At 45.4% G+C, this 18,453-nt stretch carries 13 protein-coding genes; 11 read left to right on the plus strand and 2 right to left on the minus strand.

Going from position 1 to position 18,453, the window contains the following annotated elements; translation table 11 throughout:
* Positions 1-3: 3 nt before the first annotated feature.
* Both FEF09_RS04645 and FEF09_RS04650 read right to left on the minus strand, forming a co-directional pair.
* Positions 4-603: a GyrI-like domain-containing protein gene (locus FEF09_RS04645; protein WP_146304025.1), complete on the minus strand. Its 600-nt coding sequence runs from the start codon at positions 601-603 to the stop codon at positions 4-6.
* 206 nt (positions 604-809) lie between these two features.
* A complete protein-coding gene (locus FEF09_RS04650; protein WP_146304026.1) occupies positions 810-1,766 on the minus strand; it encodes a helix-turn-helix transcriptional regulator in 957 nt (318 codons plus the stop codon).
* A 471-nt stretch (positions 1,767-2,237) separates the two neighbouring features.
* Between FEF09_RS04650 and FEF09_RS04655 the strand changes: the two genes are divergently transcribed.
* The 11 genes from FEF09_RS04655 to FEF09_RS04705 all read left to right on the plus strand — a co-directional run bounded on the left by FEF09_RS04655 (position 2,238) and on the right by FEF09_RS04705 (position 18,439).
* Positions 2,238-2,786: an RNA polymerase sigma factor gene (locus FEF09_RS04655; RefSeq protein ID WP_146304027.1), complete on the plus strand. Its 549-nt coding sequence runs from the start codon at positions 2,238-2,240 to the stop codon at positions 2,784-2,786.
* Positions 2,787-2,878: 92 nt separating this feature from the next.
* Entirely contained in the window at positions 2,879-3,970 is a 1,092-nt protein-coding gene (locus tag FEF09_RS04660) for a FecR family protein (RefSeq protein WP_146304028.1), read from the plus strand.
* 207 nt (positions 3,971-4,177) lie between these two features.
* Positions 4,178-7,564: a SusC/RagA family TonB-linked outer membrane protein gene (locus tag FEF09_RS04665; protein ID WP_146304029.1), complete on the plus strand. Its 3,387-nt coding sequence runs from the start codon at positions 4,178-4,180 to the stop codon at positions 7,562-7,564.
* A gap of 19 nt (positions 7,565-7,583) precedes the next feature.
* Positions 7,584-9,485, plus strand: coding sequence for a RagB/SusD family nutrient uptake outer membrane protein (locus tag FEF09_RS04670; protein ID WP_146304030.1), 1,902 nt, complete (start codon positions 7,584-7,586; stop codon positions 9,483-9,485).
* Positions 9,486-9,507: 22 nt separating this feature from the next.
* Positions 9,508-10,221 carry a DUF3823 domain-containing protein gene (locus FEF09_RS04675; protein ID WP_146304031.1) on the plus strand — a complete coding sequence of 238 codons (714 nt, stop codon included), beginning with the start codon at positions 9,508-9,510 and terminating at the stop codon, positions 10,219-10,221.
* A 28-nt stretch (positions 10,222-10,249) separates the two neighbouring features.
* Positions 10,250-11,248, plus strand: coding sequence for a glycoside hydrolase family 43 protein (locus FEF09_RS04680; RefSeq protein ID WP_261387330.1), 999 nt, complete (start codon positions 10,250-10,252; stop codon positions 11,246-11,248).
* A gap of 752 nt (positions 11,249-12,000) precedes the next feature.
* Positions 12,001-13,284, plus strand: a complete 1,284-nt coding sequence (locus FEF09_RS04685; protein WP_146304033.1) for a peroxiredoxin family protein — start codon at positions 12,001-12,003, stop codon at positions 13,282-13,284.
* Between the two features lie 121 nt (positions 13,285-13,405).
* On the plus strand, positions 13,406-14,065 hold the full coding sequence (locus FEF09_RS04690) for a YceI family protein (RefSeq protein WP_146304034.1): 660 nt from the start codon (positions 13,406-13,408) through the stop codon (positions 14,063-14,065).
* Positions 14,065-15,000: a cytochrome-c peroxidase gene (locus tag FEF09_RS04695; protein ID WP_146304035.1), complete on the plus strand. Its 936-nt coding sequence runs from the start codon at positions 14,065-14,067 to the stop codon at positions 14,998-15,000. The genes FEF09_RS04690 and FEF09_RS04695 overlap by 1 nt, the downstream gene beginning before the upstream one ends.
* Before the next feature lie 42 nt (positions 15,001-15,042).
* Positions 15,043-17,595 carry a TonB-dependent receptor plug domain-containing protein gene (locus FEF09_RS04700; RefSeq protein ID WP_146304036.1) on the plus strand — a complete coding sequence of 851 codons (2,553 nt, stop codon included), beginning with the start codon at positions 15,043-15,045 and terminating at the stop codon, positions 17,593-17,595.
* 31 nt (positions 17,596-17,626) lie between these two features.
* A complete protein-coding gene (locus FEF09_RS04705) occupies positions 17,627-18,439 on the plus strand; it encodes a DUF4397 domain-containing protein (RefSeq protein WP_146304037.1) in 813 nt (270 codons plus the stop codon).
* Positions 18,440-18,453: the final 14 nt, after the last annotated feature.

Here is an 18,453-nt window from a genome sequence, read left to right on the forward strand (position 1 = left end):
TGATTATTTTACCGGCTGCCGCAAAATGGTCTTCATTTTAGCTGGTGATGTCTTGCGGGGATCTGACAAATAGATCTCGTGATGTCTGCCATTATAGGCCAATCCTTCCTTTCTGATAAACTCCTCCATTATCGCTAACGTGGCCGGTTCTTCCGAGTAGGGACCCGTATGTAATACCTGTACACTTTTTCCTTCCGCCAGTGCAATCAGTGATACCTGTTGCAGCAATGGCAATTGCTTTTTCACAAAAGCGGCTTTCAGCGCCTGTTGTACGACAGAGTTGACCACATAATCAGGCATGCGTATCAGTAATTGCCAGCACCATTCCGAACGGGGCACATCTAATGGATACCCCTCCTGCTCTACCCACCAGGTGCCTTCCAGTTTACTGACAATAAAATCCTGTGCAGACTGTTTATAGATATTCTTCACACTATAGGCAGCGGTATACAGGGTCTGGGTACTTTCAGCAAATACAGGCCCATCAGGATCTCCTTTGCCGGTGATGCCCAGATAATGACCGGCAGGTACGAATATCAGTGCAGGCTGGACTTTGGCCGTATACAGTTCACGGTGTACTTTGGTAAGATCTGTTTTAGACATAACGCTTGTTTTAGTTTTGCATGGATCATAAACACGTTTATTCTTATGCGTGATAACGCATGATTGATCAGACATTGTAAACTGGTGCACGATACCAATGATCAGCAATAGCCAGTGGCACCATAAGTGTAGCTTCATTCAGTAATGATTTATCGTTACTGATACAAAGTAAAAAAGGGGAAGTGACAGCCTTATGTCAGGAGGGATTACAGATAATGTGCTTTTATTTCGAGGGCCAGTTCCTGCATCTTTTCAGTCAGGGCTACCGGCGTAACGATCTCCGGAATGGCGCCCCATATCAGTAGCCAGCGGCCAAACCAGTCCAGGCAGGGCGCGAGGAAGGTCATTTCTATACATTCGTCATTGATGAGCTGTTCTTCTACCAGCCCATAATAGTATTTCTGGTCGCCAATACGACGGGCATGTATTTTCGGGAAACGTATTTTTACCATGTGTGCCTGTGCCTCGTATTCCCCATACCTGTCCATATATTCTTTGAGCGTAATATGACGGTTCCTGTCATAGCTGTCGGGCAATACAGTGACATTTTTAATACGGTCCATCCGGAAATCCCGGTATCCATGGCGCAGACGGCACCAGGCAATGAGGTGCCAGTATCCACTCATAAACACGATACCAATTGGTTCTACATCTCTTTTGGTGTGAGTTTCATTATGCAGGGCAAAATAGTCCAGCTGCAGAATCAGCTGTTTACCCAGTGCATGTTGTATGTCTGACAGAAAGCGGTTGGGAAACTCCTCTCCTACAGGTGGTCGCCTGCTGACAACCGCGATATTGTCTTCCAGTGATTCAAGGAAATCTTTTTCACTACCTCTCAGTACGGCTTTAATCTTCTGCATGGCATTGCTGAATTCCTTTTTATTGGAATGATCGCTGAGGTTAGCCATGAGTTTTTCTCCTGTGAGCAAGGCAGCAGCCTCTTCCCTGCTGAACATGACAGGGGGCAGATGATAACCTTCTACAAGGTAATAACCGGTACCGGCTTCCGCGCCGACAGGTACGCCTGCTTCCTGCAAGGCCCTGACGTCCCGGTATACAGTACGAAGGCTGATGTTAAAACGTTCGGCTATTTCTGCAGCCTTCACAATTTTCTTGCCCTGTAACTGAATGAGAATGGCGGAGAGACGGTCTATCCTGTTCATATCAGCAGCAAGTTAGAATAAAATTGAAAAAATTTTTCGCAGCGATTAAACTTCGGTTATAATAAGTAGTCTTAGATACAGTAAATATTTGAGGGCAGCACTTTTAGCGATTGATAATTGTGATGACAGACTAATCTAAAATGTTAGCGCCCTGTAAAATATTTGAAAATTTGATGCTACAGTACAGAATATAGGTTAAATGGTAAGCCCCTGCAATTTCTTGCGGGGGCCTTTTTTTTGCCCCTCCTCATACCCTTATTTTTATCAGAAATAATTTGAAATCATTAACTTATGATTAACAGATGGCCGATAGAATCCGCCTATTTTTGGTACAGCAAAATTCAAATGAGTTTTTTTAATGGTTAATTTGGGGAGGGCCTGATTTTTATCAGGCCCCTTTTTTATTTTGTGCACCGTATCATTTTATTTTATAGCTTGTAGTTCAAAGGCAATAGCTTTAAACGAGGTAAATTGGCGGGGTCCGAAAATATCAACCAGGTAACCATAGCGGACCACGAGCTATGGACTGCTTTCAAACAGGGGAATGTACAGGCTTTCAGTGAAATGTACCGGCTTCATGCAGGTACCCTGTACAACTATGGCTATCATCTTGTACCCGATGCAGCCCTTGTAAAAGATGCCATGCAGGACCTCTTTGCAGACCTCTGGCGCACCCGCAATAATCTTTCCGATACCAACTCTATCAAATATTATCTTTTCCGCTCACTCAGACGTCGGCTGTACCGGCTGGCAGATATAAAGCCAGTACCTGTTATCAGCCCATTACAGACCGAATCTATTGAAGACCTGAAGATCCGTACAGAAGAAGATCTGTTGCAGCTACAACGGTTGCAATACCTGATGTCGCAATTACCCGAAAGACATCAGGAAGTGATCCGCCTGCGCTTCTATGATAATTTCAGCTGGGAGGAAATTGCCGGCATCCTTCAGATCAATGAACAATCTGTACGTAATCTCGTTCAGCGGGCCATTGTCAAACTACGCGAAAACTGGAAATGACAGCCTTTAAAAATTTTTTTTCCTAAAAGTGAGTTAAAACGAAACTCACCTGCCTTTATTATTACAACTACTGTCGGAAGGCACATAATGCTATGGATTATTCAGTTTACGATACAGCAGATTTTGTCTGTGACGATTCTTTTGTGGCATGGGTGAAAGAAGGAAGGGATGAAGCGCACTGGAAAGAGGTAATCGCACGGTATCCCGCACAACGGGAGGCGATGTTGCAGGCCAGGGCCATCATCCTGGCAGCGGCACAGTTACCCGCTTTTCAACTGAAGGAAAAGGAACAGCAGCTGATGTGGGAGAATATCCAGGGAACGATGGAACCGGCAGAAAAGACAGTAGTAAAATTATCACGGAACTATTACTGGTATTGGGCTGCTGCCCTCTTATGTATAGTTGCCGGCGCCACCATCTGGTGGATGCGCCCTGCACCTGCTCCGGCTATGTACAGTCGCTTGCTGCAGGAGGCAAAACTGGAAGGAAAGAAACGGATAGAAGAAATAAACGAAGAGAAACACCCGAGGACAATAAGTCTGCCCGACGGTAGCTCCGTTGTACTGCAACCCGGCGCAAGGATCAGTTTTCCTGCCTGCCCGGACCATAAGTGCAGCCGTGAAGTATATCTGTCGGGAGCCGCTTTTTTTGAAGTATCACGCAACACAATGCAACCTTTCATTGTGTATGCAAATGAAATGGTGATCAATGTGCTGGGGACAAGCTTCAATGTAAAAGCATATGAACAGGATAGCCTGGTAGAAGTGCACGTTAGAACAGGAAAAATAGCAGTGTCAGTGAAACCATTGGGAAACAAAGTTGTCGCCAATCTTTCTGCCAACCAGCAGGCCGTATTAACAAGAAGTACTCTGGCCGTAGCGGTATTGCAAACCATTCCACAGGTCAATACCCGGAAGATGGACGAAGCAGTCGTTTATTCATTTGAATTCAGTGATACGCCGGTTGATAGTGTGATGACAACAATAGAGAATGCTTACGGGGTACACATTAACTATGACCAGGCTTTATTGGCTGATTGCAGGCTGACCGCCTCGCTGACTGATGAACCACTAATTGAGAAAATTCGCCTGATCTGTAAGGCGCTGGAGGCAGGATGTATCATCGAAGGTGATGAAATAACGCTGACAGCAAAAGGATGTCGCCCAAATGTTATTGAAAACTAAACCACGATTATTGTAACATGAACCGCAGTACTTAGTGAAAAATAGCCAGCGGTATGGCCGTACCACTGGCTAACAACCAAAGTCACATCTGACTTAAACCCGCTCCACTGGGTTTGAGACAGCCATTCTATTTCCCAATATTTATTAAGGAACACAATCCAAGTTATGAAAAAAAGATTACGAATCCGTGATTTAATCTTCCACGTTATGCGTACTTGTGTTTACCAGCTGCTGGTGGCCCTGTCGTTTACCACCATCGTATTTGCCAGGTCCGGCAAAGCCCAGGAAGTATTACAGCAAAAAATCTCCCTGGAAGTAAAACAACAACCTGTAGGTAAAGTCCTCAGCCAGATCGAGAAAATGGTGGACGTCAAATTTCTCTACAGTTCCTCTCTTATCCAGTCTGACCGTAAGGTGGACGTACTGGCAGACAATGAAACACTGGCTGCCATTCTGGATGAATTGCTCCTTCCTTTGCAACTCCAGTACCATGTCTCTGGTCGTCAGATTGTGCTAAATCGATTACGCGCACCTGCTGAATCCGGACAACAACAACCTGTACGCATCACTGGTCAGGTGATTGACCCGAAAGGCGTGCCGTTGCCGGGTGTAAGCGTTAAGCTGAAAGGTACCTCCACCGGCGCCACTACCGATGCGAATGGTAATTATGGTTTCAATGTACCTGCACTCAGCGGTATCCTCATCTTTACCTATGTAGGTTATGCGCCTAAAGAGGTTGAGATCAATGGTAAGCATACTGTGAACGCTACACTGGAATCATCGTCTACCGCACTGGGTGACGTTGTTATCGTCGGATATGGTTCACAACGTAAAGAATCATTGACCGGCGCTATCTCTTCTGTAACAAGTAAAGACCTCAACGGCGTACACGCCGGCTCTACTGTGAGTGCTGGTCTGGCAGGAAAGATCGCTGGTGTGTCTTTTCGTATGTCTGATGGCCGTCCCGGCGCCAGCGCTTCCATACAGATCAGAAACATGGGTAATCCACTGTATGTAATTGATGGTATCCAGCAGGATGAAGGACAGTTCAACAATATCGCCCCTAATGATATTGAAAGCATTACTGTACTGAAAGACGCTTCCGCGGCTATCTACGGTATGAGAGCTGCTAACGGCGTTGTTGTAGTAACTACCAAACGCGGTAAACTGGGCAGTCGCAACACGATCAACGTAAACGTTTACAGAGGATGGCAGAACTGGACCCGTTTCCCGAAAACAGTGAACGCTTATGAGTGGATGGTAGGTAAAGCCGATGCAGATGTGAATCAGTCAGGTCATACTGCTATTACACAGGCAGAACTGGATAAATGGCAGGCTGGTACCGAAACCGGGTATAAAAGTTTTGACTGGTATAAGTTTATTGTGAAAGGTAATTCCCCGCTGACACAGGCGAACCTCAACTTCACCGGTGGTTCTGAACGTATCAATTACTATGTATCAGCTACTCATCTGGATCAGAACTCCGTACTTGGCAGAGAATTTACTTTTAGAAGATCCAACGTACAGAGTAATATTGATGCCCGTGTATCCGATCGTTTTAAAATTGGTGCGCAGATCAATGGTCGTGTGGAAACACGTGATCAACCGGGTGTACCGGGGGGGGATGATTATTGGGCAGCACGTTTTGCGATCCTGCGTAACAGACCAACAGAACGTCCTTATGCTAACGATAATCCGAACTATCCGAACGATATCGGTCACAACACAGAGAACTGGGCCCTGCAGAATAAAAAATTGTCCGGTTACTGGAGAAGCGACTGGCGTGTAGTACAATCCAACCTGACTGCAGAATATCAATTCCCTCTGGAAGGGTTAACTGCAAAGGGTCTGTTCTCTTATTACTATGCAAATGAAATAATGAACGGACATGAGTATACCTATAAAGTGTATACCTACAATCCGGCAGATGATACATACAACGTAACAGGCGGTAGTTCCAACCCTTACCGCGAAAGGCGTAACAGAACGATTCTGTCGCCTACATTACAGGCTCAGCTGAATTATAATAAAACCTTTGGTAAACATATAATAGGTGCTACACTGGTAGCTGAAAGGATCAAGAGAAGAGACCTGAGCACTTATGTACACTCCGTACCAACGCTTAACCAGTTACCATTGATCTATTTTTCAACAATGGACACTTACAATGACTATGATAACACAGAGGCAAGACTGGGTTATATCGGTCGTGTGAACTATAACTACGGTGGTAAGTACTATATTGAACTCTCCGCACGTCGCGATGCTTCGTGGAAATTTGCACCGAATAAAAGATGGGGTACCTTCCCATCCGTATCCGGTGGATGGAGAGTGAGCGAAGAGAAATTCTTTAGCGGCATCAGTAAGAAAGCTATCAGTGAACTGAAACTCCGTGGTTCCTTCGGTAGAATGGGTGATGATGATATCGGTATCGGTGCATACGATTATCTGGCAGGTTATAACTATAACTCATCTACTGTTATACTGGATGGTAATGCCGTGATCGGTTCCCGTAACAAAGGCGTACCTGTCACCAATATCTCCTGGTTCGTGAGCCAGACACTGGATGTCGGTCTGGACTATGCATTGTTCAATGACAAGATCACTGGTGCGATCGACGTATTTAACAGAAAAAGAACTGGTTTGCTGGGGTCTAAATATGACATTCTGGTGCCTAGTGAACTCGGTTACAATCTGCCATCTGAAAACGTGAACAGCGATCAGGTAGCTGGTTTCGAAGCATCTATCGCCTACTCCGGAAAAGTAAAAGAAGTAAGCTTTAATATCGGTGGTAACTTCTCTATCGCACGCCCAAAAACGCTGCACACTTATAAGCCGGTATTCAACAACTCACTCGACCATTATTTCAATTCCCGCGAACAGCGTTTTGTAAATGCTTTCTGGGGATTTGAATCAGCAGGACAGTTCCAGTCACAGGAACAGATCAATAAATATCCTGTGAACGTAGATGGTTTTGGTAACAAAACTTTATTACCGGGCGATATCATTTACAAAGACCTCAACAATGACGGTATCATCAATGATCAGGACAGACGTCCGATCGGTTATGGTACCGGCAGGAACCCGATCCTGAACTTTGGTCTGAGTTTCTCTGCAAGCTGGAAAGGTTTTGACGGCCGTATCGACTTCTCCGGTGGTGGCGGTTATTCCTTCAACCGTAACTGGGAAACACGTAACCCATTCCAGAATGGTGGTAACCTGTTTGCCGACCTGTATAACGATCGCTGGCACAGAGAGAATCCGCTGGACGTAAACAGCCGCTGGATTCCGGGTAAATACCCTGCACTCCGTTTCAATGACGGTGGCCATAGCAGCTACGGCAGGGATTCTGATTTCTGGCTGACCAATGTTAAATATCTGCGTGCCAGAACGATGGAGCTGGGATATACTATTCCGAAAAATGTGCTCAGTCGTGTGAAAATAGAAAGAGCCCGTTTCTACGTGAATGCGAATAACCTCTTCTCTATTGACAATCTTAAAAACGTCGGTATAGATGCAGAGATCGTAGATGATAACGGTCTTACCTATCCGCAAAGCAGATTTGTAAACATTGGTTTTGAACTTTCTCTCTGATCATTTAACTACATGCAGCATGAAAAAATATTTGCTGATACTGACAGCTGTCATCTCAATTATAACAACAGGATGCTTAAAGGATGATGAATTCCTGACGACTGATCCTACCAATTTGCTTACTGACGACGCAGTATGGAAAAGCTCCGATCTGGTGCTCTCCGTACTGGCTGATCTATACGACCGTTATCCGGAACAGCAGACCATTACCAACTGGGCTGAGTTTACCAACTTTGATGAGGCATTCCCTTCAGAAGCGGGTCAGTACTGGAGAACCAAACAAGTAGATTATCCTACCGGATGGTGGTCTTTGTGGGACTATGGTTATATCCGCGATCTGAACCTGTTCGTGCAGAAATGCCAGGCAGCTAATGAACTGGGAGCCGATGCACGTGCCCGTTTTCTGGCAGAAGCCCGCTTCCTTCGCGCAGCTATCTACTTTGAGGAAGTAAAACGTATGGGTGGTGTTCCATTAATCCTCGAGCCAATGGAATATAACTTCAGCGGTGATCCTACTTACCTGCAGCATGCACGCGCAAAGGAGTCTGAAATATATGATTTTGTAATTAGCGAATTGGATAGCGTGAAGAACGTATTACCTGATGATGCAGGTATCAAATCACGTGCGACCAGAGCAGCCGCATTGGCCATGCAATCAAGGGCAGCTTTATATGCGGGTTCTATTGCGAAATATGGTGGCGCTACACCATTGGTAAGTTTACCGGGGGGTGAAGTTGGTATTGCTGCTGACAAAGCCAATGCTTATTTTACAAAAGCACTGGAAGCCTCACAGGCAATTATTACCGGTGGTAAATATTCTTTGTACAAAAAGAAGGCAGAAGATCTGCAGGAAAATTTTGCTGCGCTCTTCTATGATAAATCAAACAATCCGGAAGTTATTTTCGTACAGGACTTCAAACTGAAATCAGGTAAGACACAGGACTGGACACTGGCGAATCAGCCATGGTCTTCCGCGGAAGAACAACAAGGTGGCAGAGTAAATCCATCCCTGAACCTTGCTTTGCAATACGAGAAACTGGATAACACATTTGCACCATTCGCTACTAATAACGGGAACGATTATGTGTATTATGAAAATCCGGGTGACATTTTCGCGGGAAGAGATGCCCGTCTTGGTGGCACGATCATGTTACCGGGTAGCCGCTTCAAAGGTGTACCATTGGATATCTGGGCTGGCGTAATGTACTGGAAAGATGGTAAATACAACATCATCTCCGGTGATAACTTTGGCGACAGAGACAGTATTCCGGTAGCAGGAGCTCCCAGAAGTTCACAGGTGGTTGGTACAGACGGTCCTGTGGATGGGTTGCAATACAGTGCGCAGAGTGGTTTCTTTGTACGCAAATTCATGGATCCTACTGTAGGATCTGGTCAGATAGGTACCCGTAGCGATGTATGGTGGGTACGTTTCCGTTATGCAGAAGTATTATTAAATGCAGCAGAAGCTGCTTTTGAGCTCGGTCAGACCGGTCTTTCATCCACTTATATTAACCAGCTGCGTGAGCGTGCAGGCTTTACCACACAGCTTACTGATGCACAGATGACCTTCGACAGAATCGTTCACGAGAGACGTATCGAACTGGCCTTTGAAGGACATGAAATGTTTGATAACAAACGTTGGAGGATCGCGCATAAAGTATGGAACGGAGAGAATATCTCTGCGGCCGATGTGACGGCCAATCTGGGTAAGGCAGATAGAGTAAATACCATGATCTACGCGATGTGGGGTTACAAGATCTATCATCCGGGTAATGCCAATGATGGCAAATGGGTGTATAGAATTGTAAAACCATCCAATGTAACAGCCGCGCACCGCTTTAATCTGGGTAATTACTATTCCGTTATCGGATCAGATATCCTCAGTAACAACCCTAAGCTGGTGAAGAACCCTAATCATTAAGTATTGATCGTAAAACATGCACATGAAAAAAACATTCGTATATATAGCTCTGGCACTGACAGCTTTTGCCTGTAAGAAAGATAATTATGATCCACCTTCCTCTTCCCTTTCCGGTCATATTACCTATCAGGGAGTGCCAATTAACGTCAGTTCAAAAGACGTAACTTTCGAATTATGGGAACCCGGATGGGGAAAGAACGGCGCAATTACCGTTAACGTAAAAGAGGATGGTTCTTATTCCGCCTTGTTATTTGATGGTAATTATAAGCTGATCATCCCTCCTTCACAGGGGCCATTCCGGTCTATTACCAATGCCGAAACTAAAAACGACACGATGCTGTTGACAATAAGAGGCAGCCGTGACATGAATATTGAGGTAATGCCGTATTATATGATCAGGGATGCTAAACTGACATTGAATGGTACAACCGTTAACGCGAACTGTAAGCTCGAAAAGATCATCACAGACGTAAATGCCAGAAATATCGAATCCGTGTTTTTGTACCTGAACCAAACCCAGTTTGTAGATGGAACTAACTACCTTGCGCGTACGGCGTTAAATGGTGGTGATATCACAGACCCGGCTAACATCAATATGAGCGTTAACGTGCCGGATAACCGTTCCGGTAATGGTGCCAGCGGTGATCAGGATTATGTATTCGCCCGTATCGGTGTGAAAATCAGCGGTGTGGAAGACCTCTTGTTTTCCGAAGTCCAGCAGATTAATCTGAAATAAAAATATGATAAGATCACTTATTTGCTTTTTGCTACTATTCGCGTCTGCTGTACATGGACAGCAGACGTTTAAAAATCCGGTATTGCCGGGTGGACCTGATCCGTGGTGCGTATATAAGGACGGATATTATTATTATATGCATACGATGGGGAACCGCCTGGAACTGTGGAAGACCAAAAACATCGCTCAGCTGAAAGATGCGCCACATAAAACGATCTGGACGCCTCCGGCGACCGGTCCCTACTCCAAAGATATCTGGGCCCCTGAGATCCATTATCTGAAGGGGAAGTGGTATGTATATTTTGCTGCCGATGGTGGTGATAATCAGGACCATCGCATTTATGCGCTGGAAAATAGTTCTCCTGATCCTATGCAGGGTACCTGGGTGTTTAAAGGAAAAGTAGCTGATCCGGAAGATAAGTGGGCTATTGATGCAAGCGTATTTGAACATCACGGAAAATTATATATGATCTGGTCAGGATGGGAAGGTAATAAGAATGGCCGGCAGGATATTTATATCGCCGCTATGAAAGACCCACTGACGATACAGGGGAAAAGGGTAAAGATATCAACACCCCAATATCCATGGGAAACCAAAGGAGATCTGGGAGATCCTGATTTGAAACATATAGACGTTAACGAAGGGCCGCAAATGTTGCAACACAAAGGGTTACTTTTTATCATCTATTCAGGATCTGCTTGCTGGACAGACGATTACGCATTAGGGATGTTAGTAGCTAGTGAAAAGCAAGATCTGTTGAACCCGGCTTCATGGCAAAAGCATGACCAGCCGGTGTTTAAGCAATCCGCTGAAAATAAGGTATATGCACCCGGACACAACTCATTCTTTACATCTCCTGACGGCAAAGAATACTGGATCTTATACCACGCCAACGACCATCCGGGAGATGGTTGCGGTGGAAAGCGATCCCCCAGAATACAGCAATTTAGCTGGAATAAACTGGGCTGGCCGGTATTCGGAACACCGTTAAAAACAGATACTTTGTTAAAAATCCCCCGTTCCTGACGGGGGATTTTTCTTTATGGTAGCGGATTTGCAGAGAAATTAAACGATCGTGGTATTGTCAGAGTCGCAAAGCTGTGTTAACTTTTGTTAACGAAATTATACTTATGTCAGGTAATTAATAGGACTGCCGTATATTTTCCACCTGTTTTATGTAGATTTAGATACAACAACAGTATAACAATTAGTGTAGTACTTATTCAGCTTTATCATCATGCCGTCAATCGTTTTACATTACGTTATCATTGCGTGCATTACAGTTATGTTTGTATTAGTGAACAGATTCTACGGTCACAAGACGAGCGTTAACTGGAAGGAGAACAATGAACAACTTTAAGCGCCACGCATAAGGTAACCCCACCTACATACTTTGTCAGATGCCTTTGTACCAGATGGTCAGGATAGTTTGCCACGTACTATCTTATTCAGGTACAGGGATTTCCATGTTTATTTTGAATAGTCTATAAAATTTATAGACTATTATTTGGAAAATAAAATCAGCCATTCTATCTTTGTTATCACCACCCTAATTAAGCCACCATTAATTAGTTGATTTTTTAAAAATTAACTAACACTTTTGAACATGAACAACTTCCTTCGTTCTTCCGGCTGTATGCCTTGTTGTTGTCGCTAATCTGCCTTTTGTCCAAAGGCGCTCTCTTTTTCCATCGTCATATACTGACTACAAATGACCGATAAACGGAAAGAGATAGCTATACCCTGAACTATCAACCACTCAAATCAAATCTACTCTCATGAACACAATTGCCCGTATCGGAGTAAAAGGCCTGTTGGCCACTGTACTATTCGGCAGTACTGTATTTGCAGCTGAGAAAAAGCCCCTGTTTTTAAAAGAAGGTGTATGGCGTGGTGTTTTTACTGTGAATGAAGCCAATGTGCCATTCAACTTCGAATTCAAAGGAAAAGACCCCGAACATGCCGTGTTCTCATTGATAAATGGTACACGCCGTGATGAATTTAAAGTAAAGCGTATCGGAGATGATTCGCTGTTTATAAAAATGAATACCTATGATGCTGCGCTGTTTGCGAAGATCGAAACAGATGGCCGTATCACTGGTGAATACAGAAGTCTGGTACCTAATTTCCGGGGGAACGCCCTGCCTTTTGTGGCGGAAGCCGGTAAGAAATACCGCTTTGTAGAACCGGGAAAAGATGTCAAACCCGCAGTGAATCTGTCAGGTAAATGGGAACTACAGATCTATAGCAAAGAACCTACTCCTAACAGAATCGGATTGCTGAAGCAGGATGGTAACCGTCTCACAGGCGTAATCATGTCCGTCGTAGGTGATAGCCGTGAACTCGAAGGCACTGTACAGGGCAATGAATTTGAACTGTCAGGTTTCACCGGACCAAGCCCGATATACATCAAAGGTCATATCAATGATGACCAGTCCTTTACAGGAGAACTAAGTCTCGGTATCTATAACAATGTGAAGTTTGACGGTAATAAAAATGCCAATGCCGAACTCCCTGATCCTTATAAACTGACATACCTGAAAGAAGGATATAAAAAGCTGGATTTCTCCTTACCGGATCTGAATGGTAAACAGGTATCACTGAGTGATGCCAAATACAAGGGGAAAGTAGTGATCGTTGAAATCATTGGCACATGGTGTCCTAACTGTACTGATCAGACAGCATTTCTCGCTCCCTGGTTCAAAAAGAACAAAGACCGTGGTGTAGAGGCTATCGCCATCGGTTTTGAGCAGAAAGATGATTTAGAATATGCACGGTACACATTAGGTAAATTAAAAGATAAATACGGTATTGAATATGATATTCTTTTTGGTGGCATTGCTGATAAGAAAGTGGCTTCGGAAAAACTTCCGGCACTCAACCGTATGATGGCATTCCCTACAACTATTATTATAGATCGTAATGGTGATGTGCGTCAGATACATACGGGTTACACCGGTGAGATTACCGGTAATTATTTCAACGACTATGTAAAGAAGTGGAACGACGATCTGGATGCGCTGATCGCAGAACCTGTCCGTCAGGACGTGGCCATCCGCTAAACTTATTGTTATCATCCGCAGGATGATATCCTATGTCTTCTCGTCTATACATGTTGTTCTCTGTTGTAATACCTGTGGGGTCGTATGGCTCGACCCTGCAGGTTGCTAAAAACAAACTCCCATGAAAATTTTTCAACACGCCGCATCTTTTGCTTCAATAGGCGTGATCGCTGTGATCACTGCTTTCACTGTACAGGTTCAAAATACAGCGCCTATACCTGCAACTGTCAAAACCGTTACTGCCGCTAATAAAGTCACAGCTTTTCAGGTAGACAGTAAAAATAGCAAGCTATTATGGACGGCCCGTAAGGTGACCGGCACACATACCGGTACTATCAATATCAGCAGTGGTACGCTGAAGGTGGAAAACAATGCGCTCCAAAGCGGCAGTTTTAAACTCGATACCCGCAGCATTGCTGTAACTGACATAAAAGATGCTGGTGGTAATGCGAAGCTTACCGGCCATCTGAAGAGTGACGATTTCTTTGCAGTAGAGAAATATCCTGCAGCTGATTTTGCAATCACCGGTATTAAGCCACATGGTAACAATCAGTATGATCTGCTTGGCAAACTGACTATTAAAGGTATTACCAACGACGTCAGCTTCCCTGCCACTGTGGTTATCGAAAAAGGCAAACTGACGGCCAATGCCAAGGTGAAAGTAGACAGAACGAAATATGATATCAAATTCCGTTCAGCAAACTACTTTGAAAACCTGGGCGATAAGGCTATCTACGATGATTTCGATCTGGATATAACACTGCTCGCTAATGCTCAGTAATGAAAAAGTGGCTCATCATAGCTTTGTTAGTGACCGCATGTACTCTGCTGGCTTTTCATTCAGAAGAACCGCTGACGCGGGCAACCCTCGGAGAAAAATTGTTTTTCGATCCGGTATTATCGCTGGACAGAACTATCAGCTGTGCTTCCTGCCATAGGCCACAGTTTGCGTTTGCCGATACCTCAACCTTCAGTAAAGGCATTCATGACAAACTCACCAAACGAAATACCCCTGCGCTTACCAACCAAAGTGGCCGGCCCAGTTTCTTCTGGGATGGACGGGCCGCCACATTGGAGGAACAGGCAAAACAACCGATTATCTCTCCGGACGAAATGGGCCTGCCGATAGAAGAAGCCGTGAGGCGCCTCAATGCAGACAGTAACTATACACAGGCATTCAGAAAGATTTTTAACAGTGCGCCTACTGAAAAAAATCTGCTACAGGCACTGGCAGCCTTTGAACGTACACTGGAAACAGCCAACAGTCCTTACGACAGATACATCAACGGTGATGATCATGCAATCTCTGCCGCAGCTGCACGGGGACGCCTGTTGTTCATAGGAAAAGCCAATTGTAACAACTGCCATTCAGGTGAAGACTTCACAGCAGACCGCTTCAAAAATATAGGACTATACAATGGCACTACATTAAAAGATGCAGGTCGTTTTGATATCACACATGACAGTGCGCAGTTAGGATTCTTCAAAGTACCCAGTCTGCGGAATGTTGCCGTTACAGCGCCCTATATGCACAACGGTATGTTCAGAACACTACGTGAAGTTATTGTATACTACAACACACCAGATGCATTGATCCATGACGGCATAAAAAGGGACTTATCGTTAAATACACCATTAAACTTAACTGACACAGAAATAGACGAACTCGAAGCTTTTCTTAAAACACTTACAGACGACCGTTTTATCAACCAATAATCAAATCCCGCCACAGGCGGACAGTCTCTTCAACACTATAACATGAGAATCTTTACTATCATTATTCTACTGCTGTTGACAGGCTACTACGCGCCGGCACAGTCGCAGGAAAGGGACTCCCTAACCCTGCGGCGGCTGGGTGAAGTACAGATAGTAGGTTCCCGCAGTGTGACGCGTACACGTCTGAATGCGCCTGTACCAGTAGATGTTATTGACCTCAGATCTTTACAGGAAAACGCCCCACAGACCAGTCTGACGCAGTTGCTGCAATATATCTCCCCTTCATTTCACTCTGTGAATGGCAGTAACGCCGGCGATGCAGGATCTGCACTCAATCTCGCACAATTAAAAGGATTGGGTGTAGACCAGCTGCTGGTCCTTGTGAATGGTAAAAGAAGACATAAAAGCTCCAACGTTAACTGGGGTGGCCTTGGTAACGGTGCTACCGGTTACGATCTGAATGCTATTCCAGCCGGCGCAATAGAACGTATAGAAATACTCAGAGATGGTGCTGCCGCGCAATATGGCTCAGATGCAATTGCCGGTGTGATCAATGTGGTGCTTAAAAAATCAACCGATGATATTACACTCAGCACTACCGCCAGTGTACGCCGGAGAGGCGATGGATTAACCACACGCACCAGTGCAGGCTATGGTTTTAAGCTGGGTGATAATGGCGGCTATCTTCGTCTGACCGCAGAATTTGCCACACAGGCTATCGCACTACCTGCCGGTAAAACAGATGCAGGATTGTACAATGGTCCTATTTACGGTGGTGGTGCCAACACCCGGGGCTATGATGCGATCTATACAAAAGAAATAGATGACGCCATATTGGCCAGCCGTGGTATTGACCGGCATTACTTCGATCAGCGTGGTGGCGGCGCTAATAAGGCAAAAGATGCACTGTTGTCATTCAACGCCGCTATTCCCCTCAAAGAAGGCGTAGAGCTATATACATTCGGTGGTATCAGTCATCGTAACTCTGAATTTACAGCGGTATACCGCCTGCCGGGATGGACAGAAAGAAATAACGCCTTCCTCTACCCTGATGGCTTTTTGCCCGAAATGGACAATACCATCACAGATAAATCGATCGCTATCGGCGTAAAAGGAAAGATAGGACAGTGGACAACCGATCTTTCAAACGTATATGGGAAGAATGATTTCGGGAACGTCATTGACAACTCATTGAATGCAAGCTACGGACTCAAAAGTCCGACCACTTTCGATGCCGGCCGGTATAACGCATCCCAGAATACCGCCGGTCTTGATATCTCCCGGTATTTTGAACATGCTTTGCATGGTGTCAATGTGGCTTTTGGCGGACAGTATCGCGTGGAGACCTACCAGATCATTGCCGGAGAAGAAGCTTCTTATGCGAAGGCTGACCTGCGGACGATCTACAATATAGATACAACCGCAGCCGGTGTGCCTTATCAGTCTGCCGCAGGACTGATTGCCTTAAACAGCCTCTCCCCCGGTTCCCAGATCCATGCAGGTTTTCGTCCCGCAAATGAAGTAAATGTCAACCGTGCTGTAACCGCCGGTTATGTAGATATTGAGGCCAACATCACCCGTCGGTGGTTGTTGTCTGCCGCCGTAAGAGCAGAGCATTTCTCTGACTTCGGTAATGTTACTACCTGGAAAATAGCCAGTCGTTATAGCCTTGCTAAATGGCTGGCTTTCCGGGGAGCCTATAACACCGGTTTCCGTGCCCCTGATCTTGCACAGTTCTATTACACAGAAACGTCTACCACTTTTCAGCAGGGACGTGCAGTAGATCTGGTAACAGCTTCCAATAAAAGCGCAGCGGCAAGAGCATTGGGTATCCCTTCGCTGACGCCTGAGCGTTCAAGAGGATTCAGTGCCGGCATCACTTCAGAACCTGCACCAAGAGCGGAACTCAGCATAGACGCCTATCATGTGGAAATAGATAACCGCGTGGGTAACACAGGTAATTTCTCTGCACTGGATACGAATCTGCCGGAGGATGTAAGAAATCTGTTACTGCAAACAGGCACCACACAGGCAAAATTCTTCTACAATGCTTTCAGTACCCGCACCAAAGGAATTGAGTTCACCGGTAGTTATAAAGTGCTGCTGAATAAAGCTTCCTTATCATTTCTTGCAGGTGCGAATTTCTCAAAGAATGAAGTCACCGGTGTGAATACACCCAAAGGGCTTGAAGCCTATCGTTATGTCATCTTCAGCGAAGCAGAAAGAGCCCGGGTAACCACAAATATTCCGCAGCAGAAAGTCACCCTGCAGGGTGTTTATAATTCACGCAAATGGAACCTGTTATTGCGTACCGTTTATTTCGGCACTGTCACTACGGCTACAGCGTTGAATGCTACCTTTCCCCGCCCGGATTATTTCTTCCAGAAACTGCCTGCTATATGGGTAACAGATATTTCGGCCGGTTATCATATTACACCACAGTTGCTGGCAAGCATTGGCGTCAACAATGCATTTAATGCATTGGGAGATTACACCGCGCCGGAGATTGCCGGACTGCGTAACCCTACGGTAGTAGGTATTCAGAATGGCAGCGCCGGTATTCAGCCTTTTGCCAGACTACTGGCTAAATTTTAAACGCACCTGATGGTGCATTAAAAGATGCGACATGAAAAAGAAGCCTTATCTCCATCATACGATCATGTTGTTGTTGTTTGTCTTACTGACAGCCTGCAACAAGGCAGACTATCTTGATGTAAATGCGGGGGAAAGACCACCGCTCAATGCGCAGATCAGTTTCGTCAATGCGCGCCCGGCAGATGTGCCCTTACAGTTCTGGATATTTACGACGCAGGTAACAACAACGGCGGTTGGCATCAATCAGGCATCGCCTTATTTACCTGCTTTATTCGGTAACGTACAGATCAATTTCACAGAAGGTACCGGCACCAGTTATAAGTTATCCCGTCAGTTTGGTAATCAGGCTACTTTCTCTGCGAATGGTGGCCCTAATGGTCCTATTGCCGGTTATTATCACACGGTGTTTGCTGCGGGCGCCAAAACAGATATTACCAAAGATACCCTCATACTATTCTATGACAACCCGCAGGCACCCGCTGCAGGTAAAGCTAAACTACGCTTCGTGCATCTCGCGCCGTCCATCGCTGCCGTACAGGTGTCATTACAGCAGGAAGGACATGAACGCCTGCTGTTTGACACGGTGGATTACGGCCGTGCCGGCGGATCGGTATTAACAGGCGAGGGCCTGAATGCATGGTCGCTGAGCCCTTTTGTAGAAGTGCCAGCGGGTGCTTCCTCATTGGCGATCAGTACCGTAGCAGATCGTCAGCCACTGGTAATCGATAAAGAAGCCTTTTCCCATCTTTTGCTGGAAGCAGGTAAAAGCTATACCGTCTTCCTGCATGGCGTACCGGGCAAAGCAGCGACAGGAGGCGCTATCATCACTCATTTTGAGAACTAACAATAAAATATATC

It is taken from the genome of Chitinophaga pinensis (assembly GCF_007896845.1).
GTDB classification, from domain to species: domain Bacteria; phylum Bacteroidota; class Bacteroidia; order Chitinophagales; family Chitinophagaceae; genus Chitinophaga; species Chitinophaga pinensis_C.

Coding starts and splice junctions, on each gene's coding strand:
- FEF09_RS04645 (WP_146304025.1), bottom strand. CDS start 603: ATGTCTAAAACAGATCTTACCAAAGTACACCGTGAACTGTATACGGCC.
- FEF09_RS04650 (WP_146304026.1), bottom strand. CDS start 1,766: ATGAACAGGATAGACCGTCTCTCCGCCATTCTCATTCAGTTACAGGGC.
- FEF09_RS04660 (WP_146304028.1), top strand. CDS start 2,879: ATGGATTATTCAGTTTACGATACAGCAGATTTTGTCTGTGACGATTCT.
- FEF09_RS04665 (WP_146304029.1), top strand. CDS start 4,178: ATGCGTACTTGTGTTTACCAGCTGCTGGTGGCCCTGTCGTTTACCACC.
- FEF09_RS04670 (WP_146304030.1), top strand. CDS start 7,584: ATGAAAAAATATTTGCTGATACTGACAGCTGTCATCTCAATTATAACA.
- FEF09_RS04675 (WP_146304031.1), top strand. CDS start 9,508: ATGAAAAAAACATTCGTATATATAGCTCTGGCACTGACAGCTTTTGCC.
- FEF09_RS04685 (WP_146304033.1), top strand. CDS start 12,001: ATGAACACAATTGCCCGTATCGGAGTAAAAGGCCTGTTGGCCACTGTA.
- FEF09_RS04690 (WP_146304034.1), top strand. CDS start 13,406: ATGAAAATTTTTCAACACGCCGCATCTTTTGCTTCAATAGGCGTGATC.
- FEF09_RS04695 (WP_146304035.1), top strand. CDS start 14,065: ATGAAAAAGTGGCTCATCATAGCTTTGTTAGTGACCGCATGTACTCTG.
- FEF09_RS04700 (WP_146304036.1), top strand. CDS start 15,043: ATGAGAATCTTTACTATCATTATTCTACTGCTGTTGACAGGCTACTAC.
- FEF09_RS04705 (WP_146304037.1), top strand. CDS start 17,627: ATGAAAAAGAAGCCTTATCTCCATCATACGATCATGTTGTTGTTGTTT.